Annotated in this window: 14 protein-coding genes; 5 read left to right on the forward strand and 9 right to left on the reverse strand. The window is 34.5% G+C overall.

Features of this window, described 5'->3' with window-relative positions; genetic code table 11:
- Window positions 1–20 precede the first annotated feature (20 nt).
- From OH814_RS00045 to OH814_RS00055, 3 genes are all read right to left on the reverse strand, one after another.
- Window positions 21–539, reverse strand: coding sequence for a GNAT family N-acetyltransferase (locus tag OH814_RS00045; RefSeq protein ID WP_308826634.1), 519 nt, complete (start codon window positions 537–539; stop codon window positions 21–23).
- A gap of 69 nt (window positions 540–608) precedes the next feature.
- On the reverse strand, window positions 609–1,172 hold the full coding sequence (locus tag OH814_RS00050; RefSeq protein WP_308826635.1) for a Crp/Fnr family transcriptional regulator: 564 nt from the start codon (window positions 1,170–1,172) through the stop codon (window positions 609–611).
- 61 nt (window positions 1,173–1,233) lie between these two features.
- Entirely contained in the window at window positions 1,234–2,082 is an 849-nt protein-coding gene (locus tag OH814_RS00055; RefSeq protein WP_308826636.1) for a transporter, read from the reverse strand.
- A gap of 226 nt (window positions 2,083–2,308) precedes the next feature.
- On the opposite strand from OH814_RS00055, the gene OH814_RS00060 reads away from it, so the two are divergent.
- Complete coding sequence (locus OH814_RS00060) at window positions 2,309–3,202, forward strand: cation diffusion facilitator family transporter (RefSeq protein ID WP_308826637.1); 894 nt, start codon at window positions 2,309–2,311, stop codon at window positions 3,200–3,202.
- Window positions 3,203–3,322: 120 nt separating this feature from the next.
- Here OH814_RS00060 and OH814_RS00065 read toward each other — a convergent pair whose 3' ends face one another.
- From OH814_RS00065 to OH814_RS00090, 6 genes are all read right to left on the reverse strand, one after another.
- The gene (locus OH814_RS00065; RefSeq protein ID WP_308826638.1) at window positions 3,323–4,162 is read right to left on the reverse strand and encodes an aspartyl protease family protein; all 840 of its coding nucleotides are present in this window, start codon (window positions 4,160–4,162) and stop codon (window positions 3,323–3,325) included.
- A 60-nt stretch (window positions 4,163–4,222) separates the two neighbouring features.
- Window positions 4,223–4,912, reverse strand: coding sequence for a DUF4304 domain-containing protein (locus tag OH814_RS00070; RefSeq protein WP_308826639.1), 690 nt, complete (start codon window positions 4,910–4,912; stop codon window positions 4,223–4,225).
- Between the two features lie 109 nt (window positions 4,913–5,021).
- Window positions 5,022–7,700: a PAS domain-containing protein gene (locus tag OH814_RS00075; protein WP_308826640.1), complete on the reverse strand. Its 2,679-nt coding sequence runs from the start codon at window positions 7,698–7,700 to the stop codon at window positions 5,022–5,024.
- Between the two features lie 187 nt (window positions 7,701–7,887).
- Window positions 7,888–8,880: a UDP-3-O-(3-hydroxymyristoyl)glucosamine N-acyltransferase gene (gene lpxD / locus OH814_RS00080; RefSeq protein WP_308826641.1), complete on the reverse strand. Its 993-nt coding sequence runs from the start codon at window positions 8,878–8,880 to the stop codon at window positions 7,888–7,890.
- A gap of 293 nt (window positions 8,881–9,173) precedes the next feature.
- Window positions 9,174–10,013, reverse strand: coding sequence for a hypothetical protein (locus OH814_RS00085; protein ID WP_308826642.1), 840 nt, complete (start codon window positions 10,011–10,013; stop codon window positions 9,174–9,176).
- A gap of 16 nt (window positions 10,014–10,029) precedes the next feature.
- A complete protein-coding gene (locus OH814_RS00090; RefSeq protein ID WP_308826643.1) occupies window positions 10,030–10,230 on the reverse strand; it encodes a hypothetical protein in 201 nt (66 codons plus the stop codon).
- 479 nt (window positions 10,231–10,709) lie between these two features.
- Here OH814_RS00090 and OH814_RS00095 point away from each other — a divergent pair, with 479 nt between their 5' ends.
- The 4 genes from OH814_RS00095 to OH814_RS00110 all read left to right on the forward strand — a co-directional run bounded on the left by OH814_RS00095 (window position 10,710) and on the right by OH814_RS00110 (window position 14,880).
- Entirely contained in the window at window positions 10,710–11,537 is an 828-nt protein-coding gene (locus OH814_RS00095) for a Type 1 glutamine amidotransferase-like domain-containing protein (protein ID WP_308826644.1), read from the forward strand.
- Between the two features lie 94 nt (window positions 11,538–11,631).
- Window positions 11,632–12,261 (forward strand): hypothetical protein, encoded by a 630-nt coding sequence (locus OH814_RS00100; RefSeq protein ID WP_308826645.1) that lies wholly within the window; start codon window positions 11,632–11,634, stop codon window positions 12,259–12,261.
- A 544-nt stretch (window positions 12,262–12,805) separates the two neighbouring features.
- Window positions 12,806–13,669, forward strand: a complete 864-nt coding sequence (locus tag OH814_RS00105) for a cyanophycinase (protein WP_308826646.1) — start codon at window positions 12,806–12,808, stop codon at window positions 13,667–13,669.
- 122 nt (window positions 13,670–13,791) lie between these two features.
- Window positions 13,792–14,880, forward strand: a complete 1,089-nt coding sequence (locus OH814_RS00110) for a glycosyltransferase family 1 protein (protein ID WP_308826647.1) — start codon at window positions 13,792–13,794, stop codon at window positions 14,878–14,880.
- The last annotated feature ends 17 nt before the right edge of the window (window positions 14,881–14,897 follow it).

Consider the following 14,897-nt stretch of genomic DNA (forward strand, 5'->3'; position numbering starts at 1 on the left):
AAAAAACTAAGAAAATATTCTCAATGCAATGAAAGTTTCATCATAATGTCAATTTGCTCTTCGTCCCCCAATTTGAAAAAATGTTTATCAAACGCTGTAAATCCGTTTTTTTCGTAAAAGCGTATTGCTCTTAAATTTTGTTCCCAAACTCCCAACCAGACGAAATCTACGTTTTTTTCATTAGCCAGTTCGATTGCTTTTTCGTACAGTAACTGTCCGACTTTTTTTCCGTGAAAGTCTTTCAAAACATAAATTCGTTCAATTTCTAATGCATTTTCATTTTTTATTTCCGTTTGTGATTCTCCGTGGTTTACTTTTAAGTAGCCAATAATTTCATTATCAAATTCAGCAAAATAAAATTCTGCATTTTTATCTGCTAATTCGGATGTAATTTTGTCGGTTGAAAATGCAGTTTCCAGATATTCGTTTATATTCTGTGCGCTGTTGTCTTTGGAAAATGTTTCTGAAAAGGTGATTTTTCCAATATTTTGTAAGTCAATCACATCTTTAGCCTGCGCTTTCCTGATAGTAATATTCATTTGTTCGAATTTTTTACAAAGCTCTGCATTTCATATAAAAAAGAATTTTACAAATGATAAAAAACGACGCTATTTTATATTTGCTCTTATTCGGCTCAAACTCACTTGTGTGATGCCCAGATAAGAGGCAATATAGCCTAACTGAACTCTCTGTAATAAGTTGGGGTAGTTTTTCAACAGTATTTGATATCGGTTGGTAGCAGTTCCGAATTGCCTGGTCAGCAATCGGTCTTCTGCCTTCAGGAGCTCATTTTCTGCAAACTTGATACCCCAATTTGCAATTTCAATATTTTCAGTATACAGTTTTCTTATATCTTGCGTATTGAGTTTATACACTAAACAATCTTCCAGAAGTTCAACATTTTCATAGCCTTTCTGATTGGCAATATAACTCTTCATAGAGATGATGGTATCACCTTCTTTTCCAAAAGAAAATGTAGTTTCGTCGCCATCGGTATAAACAAATGTTCGTGCAATTCCTTTTTTGATAAAGTAAAAGTCTTTTTCTATTTTATCTGCTGAAATAAGAATCTTATTTTTAGGAAAGCTAAGTTCAACAATATGATTTTTGAGTATCAGTTTAGAAGATTCTGACAAAGGATATATTTTATCAAGTATTTGTTCGATATCCATTTTAATGATATTGGAATGCAAGATATAAATTTCTCCTATGTTATGGGTTATATATATTTAATTAATGACGATAAGAAGCACCCACAAAATAATGCTTTGCTGCGGTGTCCTGTATACCATAATTAACTCCGGCATCCAATTTAAAATCTTTTGCGACTTCTATCTGAATCGCTGCATTTACATAATTAGATAATTGATGCGCCTTAAAATCGTATGTGTAATAGGTTTCTGCTATTCCGTCTATTCCTTTAGATAAAGGATGACTGATCGTTAATGTCTGTAAAAGCTCGGTATGCATTGCCTGCTGATCAAGATCTTTCAGGCGATCAACTTCTACCTGCCAGCCGAGTTTCCATTCACCGGGTAATTTATATGACATTGGTACAATCAAACCACCTTCAAAACGACTTTCGTCATCATATTTAGATGTCGGCAGTTTTATATAAGGCAATAGAGCCAAAGCAAAATTACCGTTATTATTTCCTATAATATTCTGTTTTACTCTAAGCGTGACATCACCAATGCCATTACTTTTTAAAGAAGATCCCTTTGCAATTTCTCTTTCATTTTGCCAACCATAAGTCTGGAAGCCAACTTGTATTGCTGTACTGCCCGTAATCCCCAATTTTATGTTAGCCTGATTGATTAAAACTGTACTCGTATTATGGAGATCAGATTTTTCTTTTATCAGCCTTACTAAGTCTGTTTCATATTGAAAATGACCTGCATCAACGGTATAAGGAGATTCTGTAACATCAGGACGGTCGGTTTCCATCTCTCTCATCTGAGCTCTCGGAACAGGATTGAAAAGTGAATAGTTTTGCTGCGGTTTTTCTTGCTGTGCAACACAAAAAGCAGGAATGAATATAGAACCCAGGACTAATTTTACGAAAAATTGATATTGCTTCATATCAGGATATTTTTATTGGTGCAGCCAGGCTAATCCAAGAATAAGACCAATATCACAGAAAAAAAATATTGTGGTATATTTTTTAGTAGTTATTTAAATAGATTTTTTTCGAACATATTTTTGTTGATTAAAACCAATATTTTAGTAGAAAATTTAATTACGGATTAGATTATATACAATCATATTTGATAATAAACTTATCCAGTCATGTTTACATCTATAACTAATGGCCAATAATAATAAATCGATTTATAGTGCACTTGCCGCTAATCTTTTAATCGCATTAACCAAGTTTATTGCAGGGGCATATACCAATAGTTCGTCTATGATTTCGGAAGGAATTCATTCAACAGTTGATACCACAAATCAGTTATTGCTCTTATATGGACTGAAAAGAAGTAAAAAAGCAGCGGACCAATCTCATCCGTTCGGGTATGGTAAAGAACTTTATTTTTGGTCTTTTGTAGTTTCTATTCTGATATTTGGCTTAGGTGGTGCTCTATCAGTCTACCAGGGCATTGCACACATTAAAGAACCAGAAGTAATGAAAGACCCTTTCTGGAACTATATTGTATTATTCCTTTCGCTTATTTTCGAGGGAGCTTCTTTATTTATTGCCGTAAAAGAATTTAATAAAACCCGCAACGGAATGGGGTGGTGGGACGCAATTATAAAAAGCAAAGATCCCTCTAGCTTCCTCGTGGTATTTGAAGATGGAGCAGCAGTAGCGGGGCTTATCGTGGTAATGATATTGATGGGGATGAGTCACTGGCTGCAAATTCCGGAGCTTGATGGGTTGGCATCGGTAATTGTAGGATTATTATTGGTTTTTGTTTCTTTTATTTTGGCAAGAGAAAGCAGGAGCTTATTGATGGGAGAAGGCATAGCCCCGGAAACGAGAGACAAAATAGCGCAACTCGCTGAGAAAGATGTTGCTGTACTCAAAACGAAAAACATATTATCTACTTATCAATCACCTGAAGAAGTGATATTGATGCTGATCTTAGATTTTGAAGATCATCTCGACACAGAAGAGATCACTGTGGCCATACATCGTATCCGCGAAAGTATTAAAAAAGAGTTTCCGCTCGTACGGTTTGTAATTATTCAGCCAGAATAAATAAAGGATTAATTAATGAATACGTTCACATCAATTAATCCTTATTAGCCAAAATTATTATTAAAAAATCTTTTTGAATGAGAAGTCTTTGTGGATAATTTATATAATTTGATACCAGTTTTACTCTTCAATAAATATTTTCTTTTTAGCAATATCAATCGTTAAAATCTTACCCAGCCACTCTATACTGGTTTTTCCTTCATATATTAAACCATCAACAAATGCAATGTCTAAGCCTTCCAGCTGAGATAATTTATTTACTGTACTCAATTTTGATAGTTTACCGATATAGTAGTTATTTTCCTTATTAAAGTCACTTTTTATGGGAACTGATTTAAAATCTTTTTTGTCGAGTGATAGAGGTGTCAAAAATTTTGAGCTAAGCCAAAATGAGTTTTTTCCGGCACCGCTATCCAATAAAGTTTGAATTTTAAGAGAATTATTCAGTTCGACGTACGTAAAGATATCAATGGCTTTTCCTGCATAATCCGCAATCTGAATATCAATACTCTTTTTAGTTTTTGTAGACTTGTCAAAAAAGATCTTTTTGTTGATATAATCGATTGTAATTGGTGTATTTCTAAATGGCTGCAGTGATATCAATCCATCAATATCACCAAATTCCAGATCAATGATCGTATATTGTTGATCGCTAAATTGTTTATTGTTGATCTCAATACTTTTAGCATTGTAAAGATCCACATTCAACTCTTCGCCGGTTGCTCTATGTCCTACAAAAAAATTATGAGTCTTTTCATTTTCTATCTTTTTAGAAAATTTGGTGAAAATAGCATTAAGCCCCGCCCCGGTATCAAGAATGAATTTTCCTTCTACATTATTTATTTTTGCTTTGATAATGATATGACCGCTGCTTGTTGTTTCAAAAGGAATTTGTGCGTTTGTTTTTAAAGAATAAAATAAAAGTAAAAAAAGAATTGTTGCACATATTGATTTTTTCATGGCTAGTTTTTTTTAAGATTAGGTTATTAATGTATTTTGCTTATTATGAGTGCTCAGGTATTATTCGTTTATTTTCAATCCGTTAAAATAAGCGCTTTTCATCGTAATATCTGTTACGAATTTATTTGAATAATGTTCTGATTTTTTTAATTCGTCAAAAACACGCTTTGCATTTCCGAATAATTTTTGTTCCTTCAAATAATTGTCGAAAGCATGCTGCGCAAGATCCTGAGTTCCGAAGAAACATAAGAAATCTATTGGAATATTTTGATTTTTTGTGTCAAAATGTTCATTTAGTTTTAGTCCGTCCTCAGAAATCTCAGTGATTACTTTTTCTATATCTTCGAACTTCTCAAAAACAGGTAGAACGTAAGTCTTAATCAGGTCAATTAACTTTGAGATTACATTTTCCTGATTGGTTAAGGTAATATTCCAGTCGTGATTTTTGTTTTTTAATGGTGTGAGGTTTTCTAGTTTTGTAGAAAATATCACTCCGTTTTCGTTGTCGGAATTATATTTTTCTTTTTGCCATTTTTTTAATGAGTCTGAACTCACTAGAATTTGTGGTAAAATAGAAACACTACCGCTCCAGTTTTTTGTACTCGACTGAAAGTATATTTCAAATTTTAATTTCTTGTTACGTGATATTTTTTTTAACAATTGCCCTTTCTGAGTCGATTTAAAACCAAAAGGCTGTAATTGTTCAGCAATTTTTTGGCAGCCTGTTTGAAGCATTTCTTTTGTCTGCATTCTACAAATTATTCGTTTGATCTTAAATTAATTCAGAAAAATAAACATAAAAATTTGTTATCAATTTGTCGATACAGTCAATATAATTTTACGTCAAAAATTGCTTAAATTATTTTAGAGGTAATTCGAAATAGAAAGTTGAGCCCTTTCCGAATTCACTTTCTGCCCATATTTTACCGCCGTGTGCTTGTATAATTTCTGCACTTAGATAAAGCCCGATTCCAAATCCGCCAATCGTACTTTCCTGTTGTACTCTGTAATACTTGTCAAACAGCTTAGTAAGATTTTCAGATTTAATTCCCATTCCTTCATCTTTAACTGTTATTCTGATCCTGTTTTCTGATTTTTTGAGTGAGACATAAATCTTTGTTCCATTTCCGGAATATTTTACAGCATTACCGACTAGGTTATTAAGAACCTGCGCCAGCTTTAATCGATCTGCACACACGATAACAGATTGTGGTGATGTAAAAATAAGTTCGTGAGATGAGTACTGAATTTTATAATCTGCCTTAATTTCTTCCAACAGATCACAGATATTAAATTCAGTTTTATCTATATGTAATTTTCCCGATTCGAGCCTTGAGACATTGAGAAAACCGTTAATCATTTCGGTCATATTTCTTACCTGTTTCAAACTTTGTGCATAGGCTTGCTTCAGAAATTGATTATCGGTCTTTTCTGCTTTTCGTAAAAGAAGCTGTAAGTAAGCGTTGATCGAGGTAAGTGGTGTTTTAAGCTCATGCGATACCATGCTTATAAAGTCGTTTTTTCGCTGCTCTTCTTCTTTTAGCCCTTGTATATCTGTAGTAGAGCCCACCCACATCGTTATATTACCATCTTCGTCTAGAATGGGTGATGCAATATTGAGATGCCAGATGTATTTTCCTTCGGTATTTTTAAAACGCATCTCAGAAATATGTGGTTTACGGTTAGCAGCGGCCTCTGCCAGGCCAGTTTGAAACTTTTCAATTTCGTCGGGATGCATCATTTCATGGTAGCCAAAATCTCTTAAATCTTCAAAATTCATTCCCGCAAATTCAAGCCAACGCTTATTAAAAAAGGTGACTTCACCGGTTGGTAGTGCATTAGATATTTTTGAAGGTACAAGATCGGCAAGCATTTTAAAGTACGCTTCACTTTTTTCTATCAGTTTGCGGGCATTTACCTGTTCTGTAATATCGGCAGCAACAACCAATATGTCTGCAATATTTCCATCGGCATCTGCAATTGGCTGATAAACTACATTAAAGAAAATTTCTTTAAGCTCACCATCATGCAGAAGTTCAGCTTTAATTTCGTTTGCATAAAATGGAGTGCCCGTCTTGTATACATTATCTAAAAAGCCCAAAAAAGGTTGATCTTTGATCTCAGGAAGTGCTTCTGCCAGCGTAAGCCCAATTACCTGGTCTGTTTTTCCCCATACTTCTAATATTTTGCTGTTGGCAGATTCAATAATAAGATCTTTTCCTCGAAGCAAACCAATCGCAACGGGAGCTTTTTGAAAAACATATTTGAACCTTGATTCGCTTTTTGAGAGTTGATTAATTAAAATTGAAAGCTGGTCATTGGCTTTTGAGAGCTGATCTGCATATTCCTTCAACTGCCTCTGCGCAAGCACTCTGTCGGTAATTTCGAAAGACATCACCAAGACACCGTCTCGTTTCCCGTCTAATCCGGTAAGGGGCTGATACGTGTAATCTACAAAAGTCTCCCGGATGGTTCCGTCGGGCTCTGTAAAAAGAACAGGACTTTCTTTAACGTCGATGATTTCTCCTGTTTCCATCACTCTTCTGAGCTGTCCGGCAAATGGCTGATCAGCAAGATCGGGTAATATTTCTAAAAACGGTTTGCCAACAACTTCATCTCTTGTTTTTTTCCAGTAGCTGAGATTGGCATCATTGATCATTTCTACGATAAGATTGTCATATCTTATAATGACAACAGAAGCGGGGAGCATATTGATAATCTGATTCAGATTATTGCTTGTTCTTTCCAGATTAACCTTGTTGTCTACTGCATGTGTAACTTCGGAGGTGAAAATGAAAATTCCATCAGTTAATCCATCATCATTTATTCTGGGAATCAGCCTGTAAGTGAAGTACCGTTGCTTCTGCTGATTAATTTTAGTGTTTGAAAGCGGAACAAGATCATCGCTAAAACTTAATGATACTCCTTCAAGAAATACTTTTTTCAATGATTTTTCTAATTCCGAACCCGTTAATTCGGGTAATGCTTCTAAAAATGGCTTACCGATAAGCGTTCTACCAGGTACTAAATTCTGATACGATGTATTGACTAATTCAAAGACAAAATCTTTTCCTGATAATAAAGCGATGCTGGCAGGGATTTCTTCTAAAAGTTTGCTGAGATGATTTCGCTCAGATATAATATGTTTTTTATTATCTGTTTCTTTTTTTGTTGAATCCTGAGTCATCCAGATCGCAAGTTTTACCACTTTATTCTGATCATCGGCTATGGGCGCATAGAGTGGGGTTATTACTGTAGCAGGCTTATTGTCATGATTAACATCTAAGTAAAATTTATCTCCATAAAAAGAATTATTTTCTGCTATCACTTTCGAAACAAGAGCATTGTCTGCAATAAATTTACTATTCAGAAAATCTAGAAGTTGTTTTTCTGAATAGTCTTTAGATTCTTGGCTATAAAGCTGAAGAAACTTATCGTTATAAAGCTCAATTTTACACAGATCAGCATTTATAATGCAGACTGGCAGAGGAGTATGATTTATTATATTCTTAAGTAGCGGTGTATCTGTAAATTTCATCGGAATCCTTCTATATGCGAAGGTAGGCTAATCTTTTATATTTCAAAAATTGTAACATTTAAACAAATACCACATAATACAAGATTGCGATATATTCTATCTTAAATATTGAATATGAATAGATTATTAATTGTAAATCATCAATATTAAATCAATGCAATAAGAATCGATTGTAGATCTTTTGATCTTAACTGTTTACAGCGAGTTTTTTAAGAGAAGCCCATTGTTTTAGGGTAGTCCTTGCTTCAGCGGCAGGATAGCCAAGATAGGTTTTACCGGCAGGTACATCACCCGCAACACCAGATCCAGCGCCTATAGTTGCGCCATCACCAATTGTGGTATGATCTTTAATAGAAGCACCGCCGCCAATAACAACACCATTACCTAACGTAACGCTACCCGCAAGGCCACTGTTACCTGCAATTATACAAAACTTACCCAGAATACTGTTGTGACCAATTTGAACAAGATTATCAATCTTACAGCCATCACCAACAATGGTCGAACTGAATTTACCCCGGTCAACACATGCACCAGCACCAATTTCTACCCAGTCGCCAATGATAACATTACCAATTTGCGGAATTTTTGCAAGTCCTCTTTCGGGGCACGGCCTAAAACCAAATCCGTCGGCGCCGATCGTAGCATTGGGATGTAGTATAGTGTTTGCACCAATATGACAATTTTCCCTGATCACAACACCACTCCATACCGTACTGTTTGTACCGACAGTGCTATGATCTAAAATGGTAGCATTAGGATAAATAATCACATGATCGCCTAATTGTACTTTAGGCCCAATGTATGCTCCGGCGCCAATACGTGTACCTTGACCAATAATAGCAGTAGGATGGACCGATGCAGAAGGGTGGATATCAATATCACTTTGTTCATAAACAGGCGCAAATAATTCTAGAATCTGACACATCGCAAGATCTGCATTAGCAACTTTTATAAATGCCCTATTCTCACCGGGACTAATAGAAATATCATTGTTCACAATAGCTATTGATGCCTTACTGCCAGCCCAAAGTTTTTCGTATTTTTTACTTCCTATAAAGGTAATCTGGCTATTATCGGCATTTTCTATTTGCTCAGGAGAGGATACAGAATATGAAGTATCGCCTATGATACATCCCTGTAACAAGGCATTAATTTCTAATACTGAATATAATTTCATAAAGGATTATTTGGATACGTTCCTCAGTTGGGCGCTTGTGCAAAAGTACGACGAACGGAGCTAAGAATAATAAGATTTATTGATTGACTACAATTGAATAATAGTACAACGTATAAAAAGAAGAATTATTCTAATTAAATATTAAATTTTTAATAAACTATTAAATTAGATCAAACAATCGCAAATGTTAATCATTATTACAGCCAAATTTTAAATATTCTCAGTGAGTAAAAATTGTCCGTTTATGAATTTTAATTATTGTCAAAATGGTAAACTAATAAACCCCGTTTTTTTCAAACCGGATTATTTCTTTTTGTAAAATTTAAATCGTAGCTAAAAGCATGGGGCTTTATCAGCGTACCTGTACGAAGATCTACTGCCGATCCGTCGACAAGAATCTGGCCTTTAAGGTTTTTAACATAGATTGATGCCCCACGGATGAAAGGCTTCATGCTTTTTGCCGTCACTGCTCTTGCATTAATAATCATTGCAGATCCTTTGCCTTTGCACACAGCTTTGTAACCTTTTTCAATAATTACCGACATTCCCCCACGAATTGATAGCCCCAGATAATTCCTTTGAGTTAGTATAGATTTTATCAGTTTCTTATAATCAGGTTGCTCTTCTGTTGGAGTATAAATAACACATTCTTTAACAAAACCTAATCCTTTTTCTGTGCATTTTTTACTGATCATCTCATCGGATAATGCCATAGCTGCGGTATGAATTCCTATCAGTGTAAATTTTTCGTCTGTCATATATTTATTATGCAAAAGCTCACCGATTGAGTTTTTACTCAGGAAAGTGTGTATTTCAGATTGATTCCCCAGAAGAATAATGATATCTGCTTCAGCAATGCGTGAGTAATAGCCGTTGTTATCATTGCATTCTTTATGAATACTGATAATGCCATAATTAGTATGCCCTTTTTCGCTAATGGCATCACAACACATTGTAAGCGATTCATCAGATGACGGTAAAGAGGTAATGATTTCGATATGCGCTTCTTTTTTAAGTGATATGCATGAAAATAAGCTGCGCCCATGATTTTGTTTTACAACCAATTCGCCGTTGTCGTTATACTGACTGTCAATAAGCTGCCCTAATAAAATAAGTTTACCTTTTGGATACATAGTTTCTGAAATTAGGTTACTCGTTATCTGTTTTACGATCAACTTTTTCGGCTCCCATTTGCATAGTATCTGAGGTTTCCGTTAAGGTTTTAACGGTATCAGACTTTCTGTCATTTACAGTCTGTCGTTTATTTTCCTGATTGTAATATTGAGTTTCAGATTTGGTACAGGCAACTGCAATAGACAGTGCCGTAAGTAAAAGCGCTATGTTTTTCATAAATTTTGATTTGGTAAATCAAACATAAGCAGGAAATTATTAAAAGTTTTATGATGTTAATCACAGAAATGATAAAATGTAATTTTATATGATAAATTGCGTAATTCTTTCGTTCGTGTGTTCTCAATGTACCAAAAAGAAACCCTTCTCCGAAGAGAAGGGTAAAAACACAAATGATGAAAAAAATTGTTGCGTATTTCTACGTCTCAATATTTACAAAAATAGATATAACAATAATAACGGGTTATGGCTCAAATCATAGATGTAATTTTTTTATTTTAATATTTTATAGATTTCTCAGGAGATAAACAAGAAGATTATAACAAAAGAAATGGTATTATTAAGCAGACACAGATATTGATTATGAGTTACATCATAATACAGGAAGTTGAGTTGTTGTAGGTTTGGAGCAACAGTTCGCATTAAGAATGATATAAAAGTTTCAAAAATATCCGAGTTTATTAAATTTAACCATAATAATGATACCAAAAGGACGATTGGTTTTCATAAATTCTGAAGACCAGCTTCTTGATAAGAATGTAGAAGCATCACCGGAAATAAAATGTACAAAACTTCTGAGTTTTTTAAACGATTTCAAACAAGATCCTGTAAAAGTTTTGATAGGAAGACAACATTTTTCCAAAAATCAAAAGAGATTTTACAGTAGAGCACTCTCTGCAGCCGGATATAGTAATTTCAAATTTATTCTTCTCAGTAAAGAAAATATTATACAGAAAAAAACCAATACAGAACTTTCTGATGCAAAAGTGATATTTTTTGTTGGCGACCATACACAATCGTATGAAATCTTAAAAAACTCACCAATTCTGAAAATATGGCAAAGAAGATATATGACTGAAAACGGTTTTACTATCGGAGGAATGTCTGATGGAGCCTCTTGCATTTCGCAATCAATGATCATCAAGAATGATTATAATTACTTAAATAGCAACAAAGAAATAAAACTTTGCTCTGGTCTGGGGTTTTTACATAATTGCATTATAGATGCAAAATATATACAAGAAACTGAATACGATCAGCTTGCTGAAACGGTGGTAAAGCATCAAAACTTAATGGCAATTGGCCTCGGAAACGACACCGCATTTATTGTTGAGAATGGACAAGGAATCTGCAAAGGCGACGGAACTATTATCGTGGTGAGAACATCTGATGTTTTATATAGGTCTGATAAAGTGAACTCAAATTATGAATTTTATCTTAAGAATCCGAAAGGTCGGGTCTTAATTAACGGTTGTACAGTAAATCTGGCGGATAATGCCGAAATCGTATGTGAGGAAGATTACTGATTTTTAGAAAATAATTTTTACTCATAAATTGAGATTCTAATTTACATCATAAATAGTCTTGATAATTCAATTTAATTTGGCGATTTTATTTTAAATGTCACTGTTACTATTTTCAAAAGCTAAAGAAATTCCGGGGGTTCCAGCACAGAAAAAAGGAGCCTTCCATGATACTGAAAGTATAAAATACTTTGAGACAAAAGATATGGCTATTCAGGCGTATCATCTTATTAAAGATAAATTTTTCAGGATCAATTCTTGGGCGTCTTACTGCAATTATTCATTTGCTGATTTTAAACTTTTTGATGAAAAAGGAGATGAGACCTTTGGCAAACCCCAAAAGGGAGATTACGTAAGAATAAAAATTACAGCATGCCCCGATCTGGATACTCCATATTTTTGGGTGCAGATACAAAATGTTTTTACTGATAACATCGGTGATAAGCAAAAGATTTGTATTGTTTTTGCACCTTCATACGCACCTGGTGGAGATAAAAACCGTATCGAGCATTTTTACAGCAGACATTCTAGATCAACATTTACAGTCTGCAGACAAAACAGAAAAATAATAGTTGCTGTGTACGGAAGAAACGAAACGCCAAATCTTCGGACGAATTTTTTAAATAAAATCAAGAATATTGTTACTGCTTTACTTTCAATAGCAGGGATGTCGAAAATACAATGGAAAAGCTTTACCAATTCTTTAATAGACCTGCATGAGGAATAAAAAGATATAGTTGACGCCCTTGATTGATTTAAATCATAAAAAGTTTATAACAAAAATTTGTTATTTCATATTAATATTTAGTTCAGCATTAGCTGTCAGCTATTTATTATCACCAACAAATTACAATTTATATGAAAAAAAGCTTTTTTGAAAGGTTTTCGGGCTCTGCCTTGTGTGAAAAAGGCAAACATTCTGTTTTTGCTTTTCTCGTTATAATTCTTACTAATAGCATTATTTCAATGCCGACAATCTACTTTTCCGAAATTTCCAGACTCGTGTTTAATGTAGGAGCTGCAACTATTATTTTGCTGATGATCCTTGTAAGAAATCCACGGAAAATTAAGGTCTTTTTTAATTGGTTAATAATTTACACGAAAAAAATTCATGGATTCTGAAACAGAACTGTTAAATGCACAATTTTTCTACTGCGAGTCTATACGAAAACGCTTAAAAACAGAGATAAGCAAATCAAAACAATAATAAATAAATCTTTTACTCTATTTAATTTAAAAAAAATATACTAACCCATAAAGCAAATATAATTATGATTTCAAAAGGAAAATTATTACTAATCGGTGGCAGTGAAGACAGAAGTGATACAGATAATGAGATGGAAAAGAAGAATCGCGATTTTATACCTCATGAAATTTTAAAATTACTTATACAAGACAAAAATGATCGCATTGAAGTCGTGACAACGGCAAGTTCAGAGCCGGAAAGTATGCGAAAGACATACACCGAGACGTTCGATGATCTTGGTTTTACCAATTATGATTTCCTCCATTTGTGCGATCAGCAATTACATTCTGATCATTATTTTAAACGTGTAGAAGCAGCTAAAACTATATTTTTTACAGGAGGAGACCAAAACAAAATTTGTGAAGAACTAAAAAATTCATCAATTAACGAGCTAATACTTGATAAATATAGAAATGAAGAAGATTTTCTTGTTGCAGGAACCAGCGCCGGAGCTATGTGCATGCCCGACATCATTATCAGTGATGCTGTAAATGGAGAAGCTATTCTTGATGAGGATATTAAAATATTGCCGGGTCTGGGGCTCATTGATCACTGTATCGTAGATACCCACTTTGTACACAGAGGGAGATTCAGCAGATTAGCTCATGCTTCAATTCTGCATCCTGATCATTGGGGAATTGGCTTGGGAGAAGATACAGCACTTATGATCGAAAACGGACATCGTGCAAAATGTAAAGGATCTGGGATGGTATTGGTGATATCTGGTAAAAACATTAAGCAGACTAATGTTTCTACAGCAGAAAAGGGCGAGCCTGTATATGCTGAAAATCTCCAGGTACATATTCTTACTGACGGCTGTTCGATAGACTTCAATAGCGGTATAATGACGGCCGACGAGCCAGATCTTTCAAAAAATACCACAGAGTAGGGGATCAAGAATCAGAATTTGTTGATCTAATGCCTGACTTATTAAGCAAACAGCTATGACTATGGTCATAGGATGTCATGCTTTAGCCTCACTATATTGTTCACACCAAATCACTTTAACATATGAAATACTTATTATGCTTCAGCCATCTATCATGGAATTTTGTGTATCAACGACCTCAGCATCTTATGACAAGATTCTCAAACGAATACCAGGTGTTTTATTTTGAAGAACCTAAACTTGGAGATTCTGACAGATACATTGTCAATGTGCAAGGAGGAGTTTATATTGTTGAACTCATAATCACGGGATATGATGATACTACCCATTCACGAATACAAAATCTTATAAAAAAGCTTTTGCAAGAATATAATATCGAAAATTATACGTGTTGGTATTATACCCCTATGGCATTACAGTTTACAAATCATCTCAATCCCGAGATCATAGTTTATGACTCTATGGATGAGTTGTCTGCCTTTAGGTTTGCTCCACCTCAGCTTGTACAGTTAGAAGAAGAATTATTCAAAAAAGCTGATGTTGTTTTTACCGGAGGACACTCTCTCTATCATGCCAAGAAAGGCAGGCATCACAATATTCATGCAATGCCGAGCAGTATAGACAAAAAACATTTCGGAAGGGCAAGAAATATTCTGCACGAGCCCGAAGACCAGTCTGACATCGATGGTCCTAAACTTGGCTTTTTTGGCGTTATTGATGAAAGATTTGATATTGAGCTTCTTCGGGAGGTTTCATCCAAACGTCCCGGATGGCAATTTGTAATCATTGGCCCTGTTGTAAAAATAGATCCCGACGATTTGCCCAAAGCATCCAATATTCATTATCTCGGCTCAAAAGATTATGAAGAACTACCATTGTATATTGCCCATTGGGATATTGCATTAATTTTATTTGCTTTAAATGAATCTACGAAATTCATTAGCCCCACCAAAACTCCGGAATATCTTGCCGCAGGAAAACCTGTAATATCTACCGCAATCAAAGATGTTGTGCAGCCTTATGGTGTTGCTGGTTTGGTAGAAATTGTGGATGATGCAGAATCATTTATTTCTGCTGCTGAAAAGATCTTCGCTGTAAAGGAAAAAGAGTGTTGGCTGCACAATGTTGATCGTTTTCTTGAAGATGATTCATGGGATCATACCTTCAATCGGATGAATACCCTCATCAATGAAGTAGAATGGGTGAATTAGCAAAATAAAAACTTAAA

The organism is Chryseobacterium sp. CFS15 (genome assembly GCF_031118795.1).
GTDB classification, from domain to species: Bacteria; Bacteroidota; Bacteroidia; order Flavobacteriales; family Weeksellaceae; genus Chryseobacterium; species Chryseobacterium indoltheticum.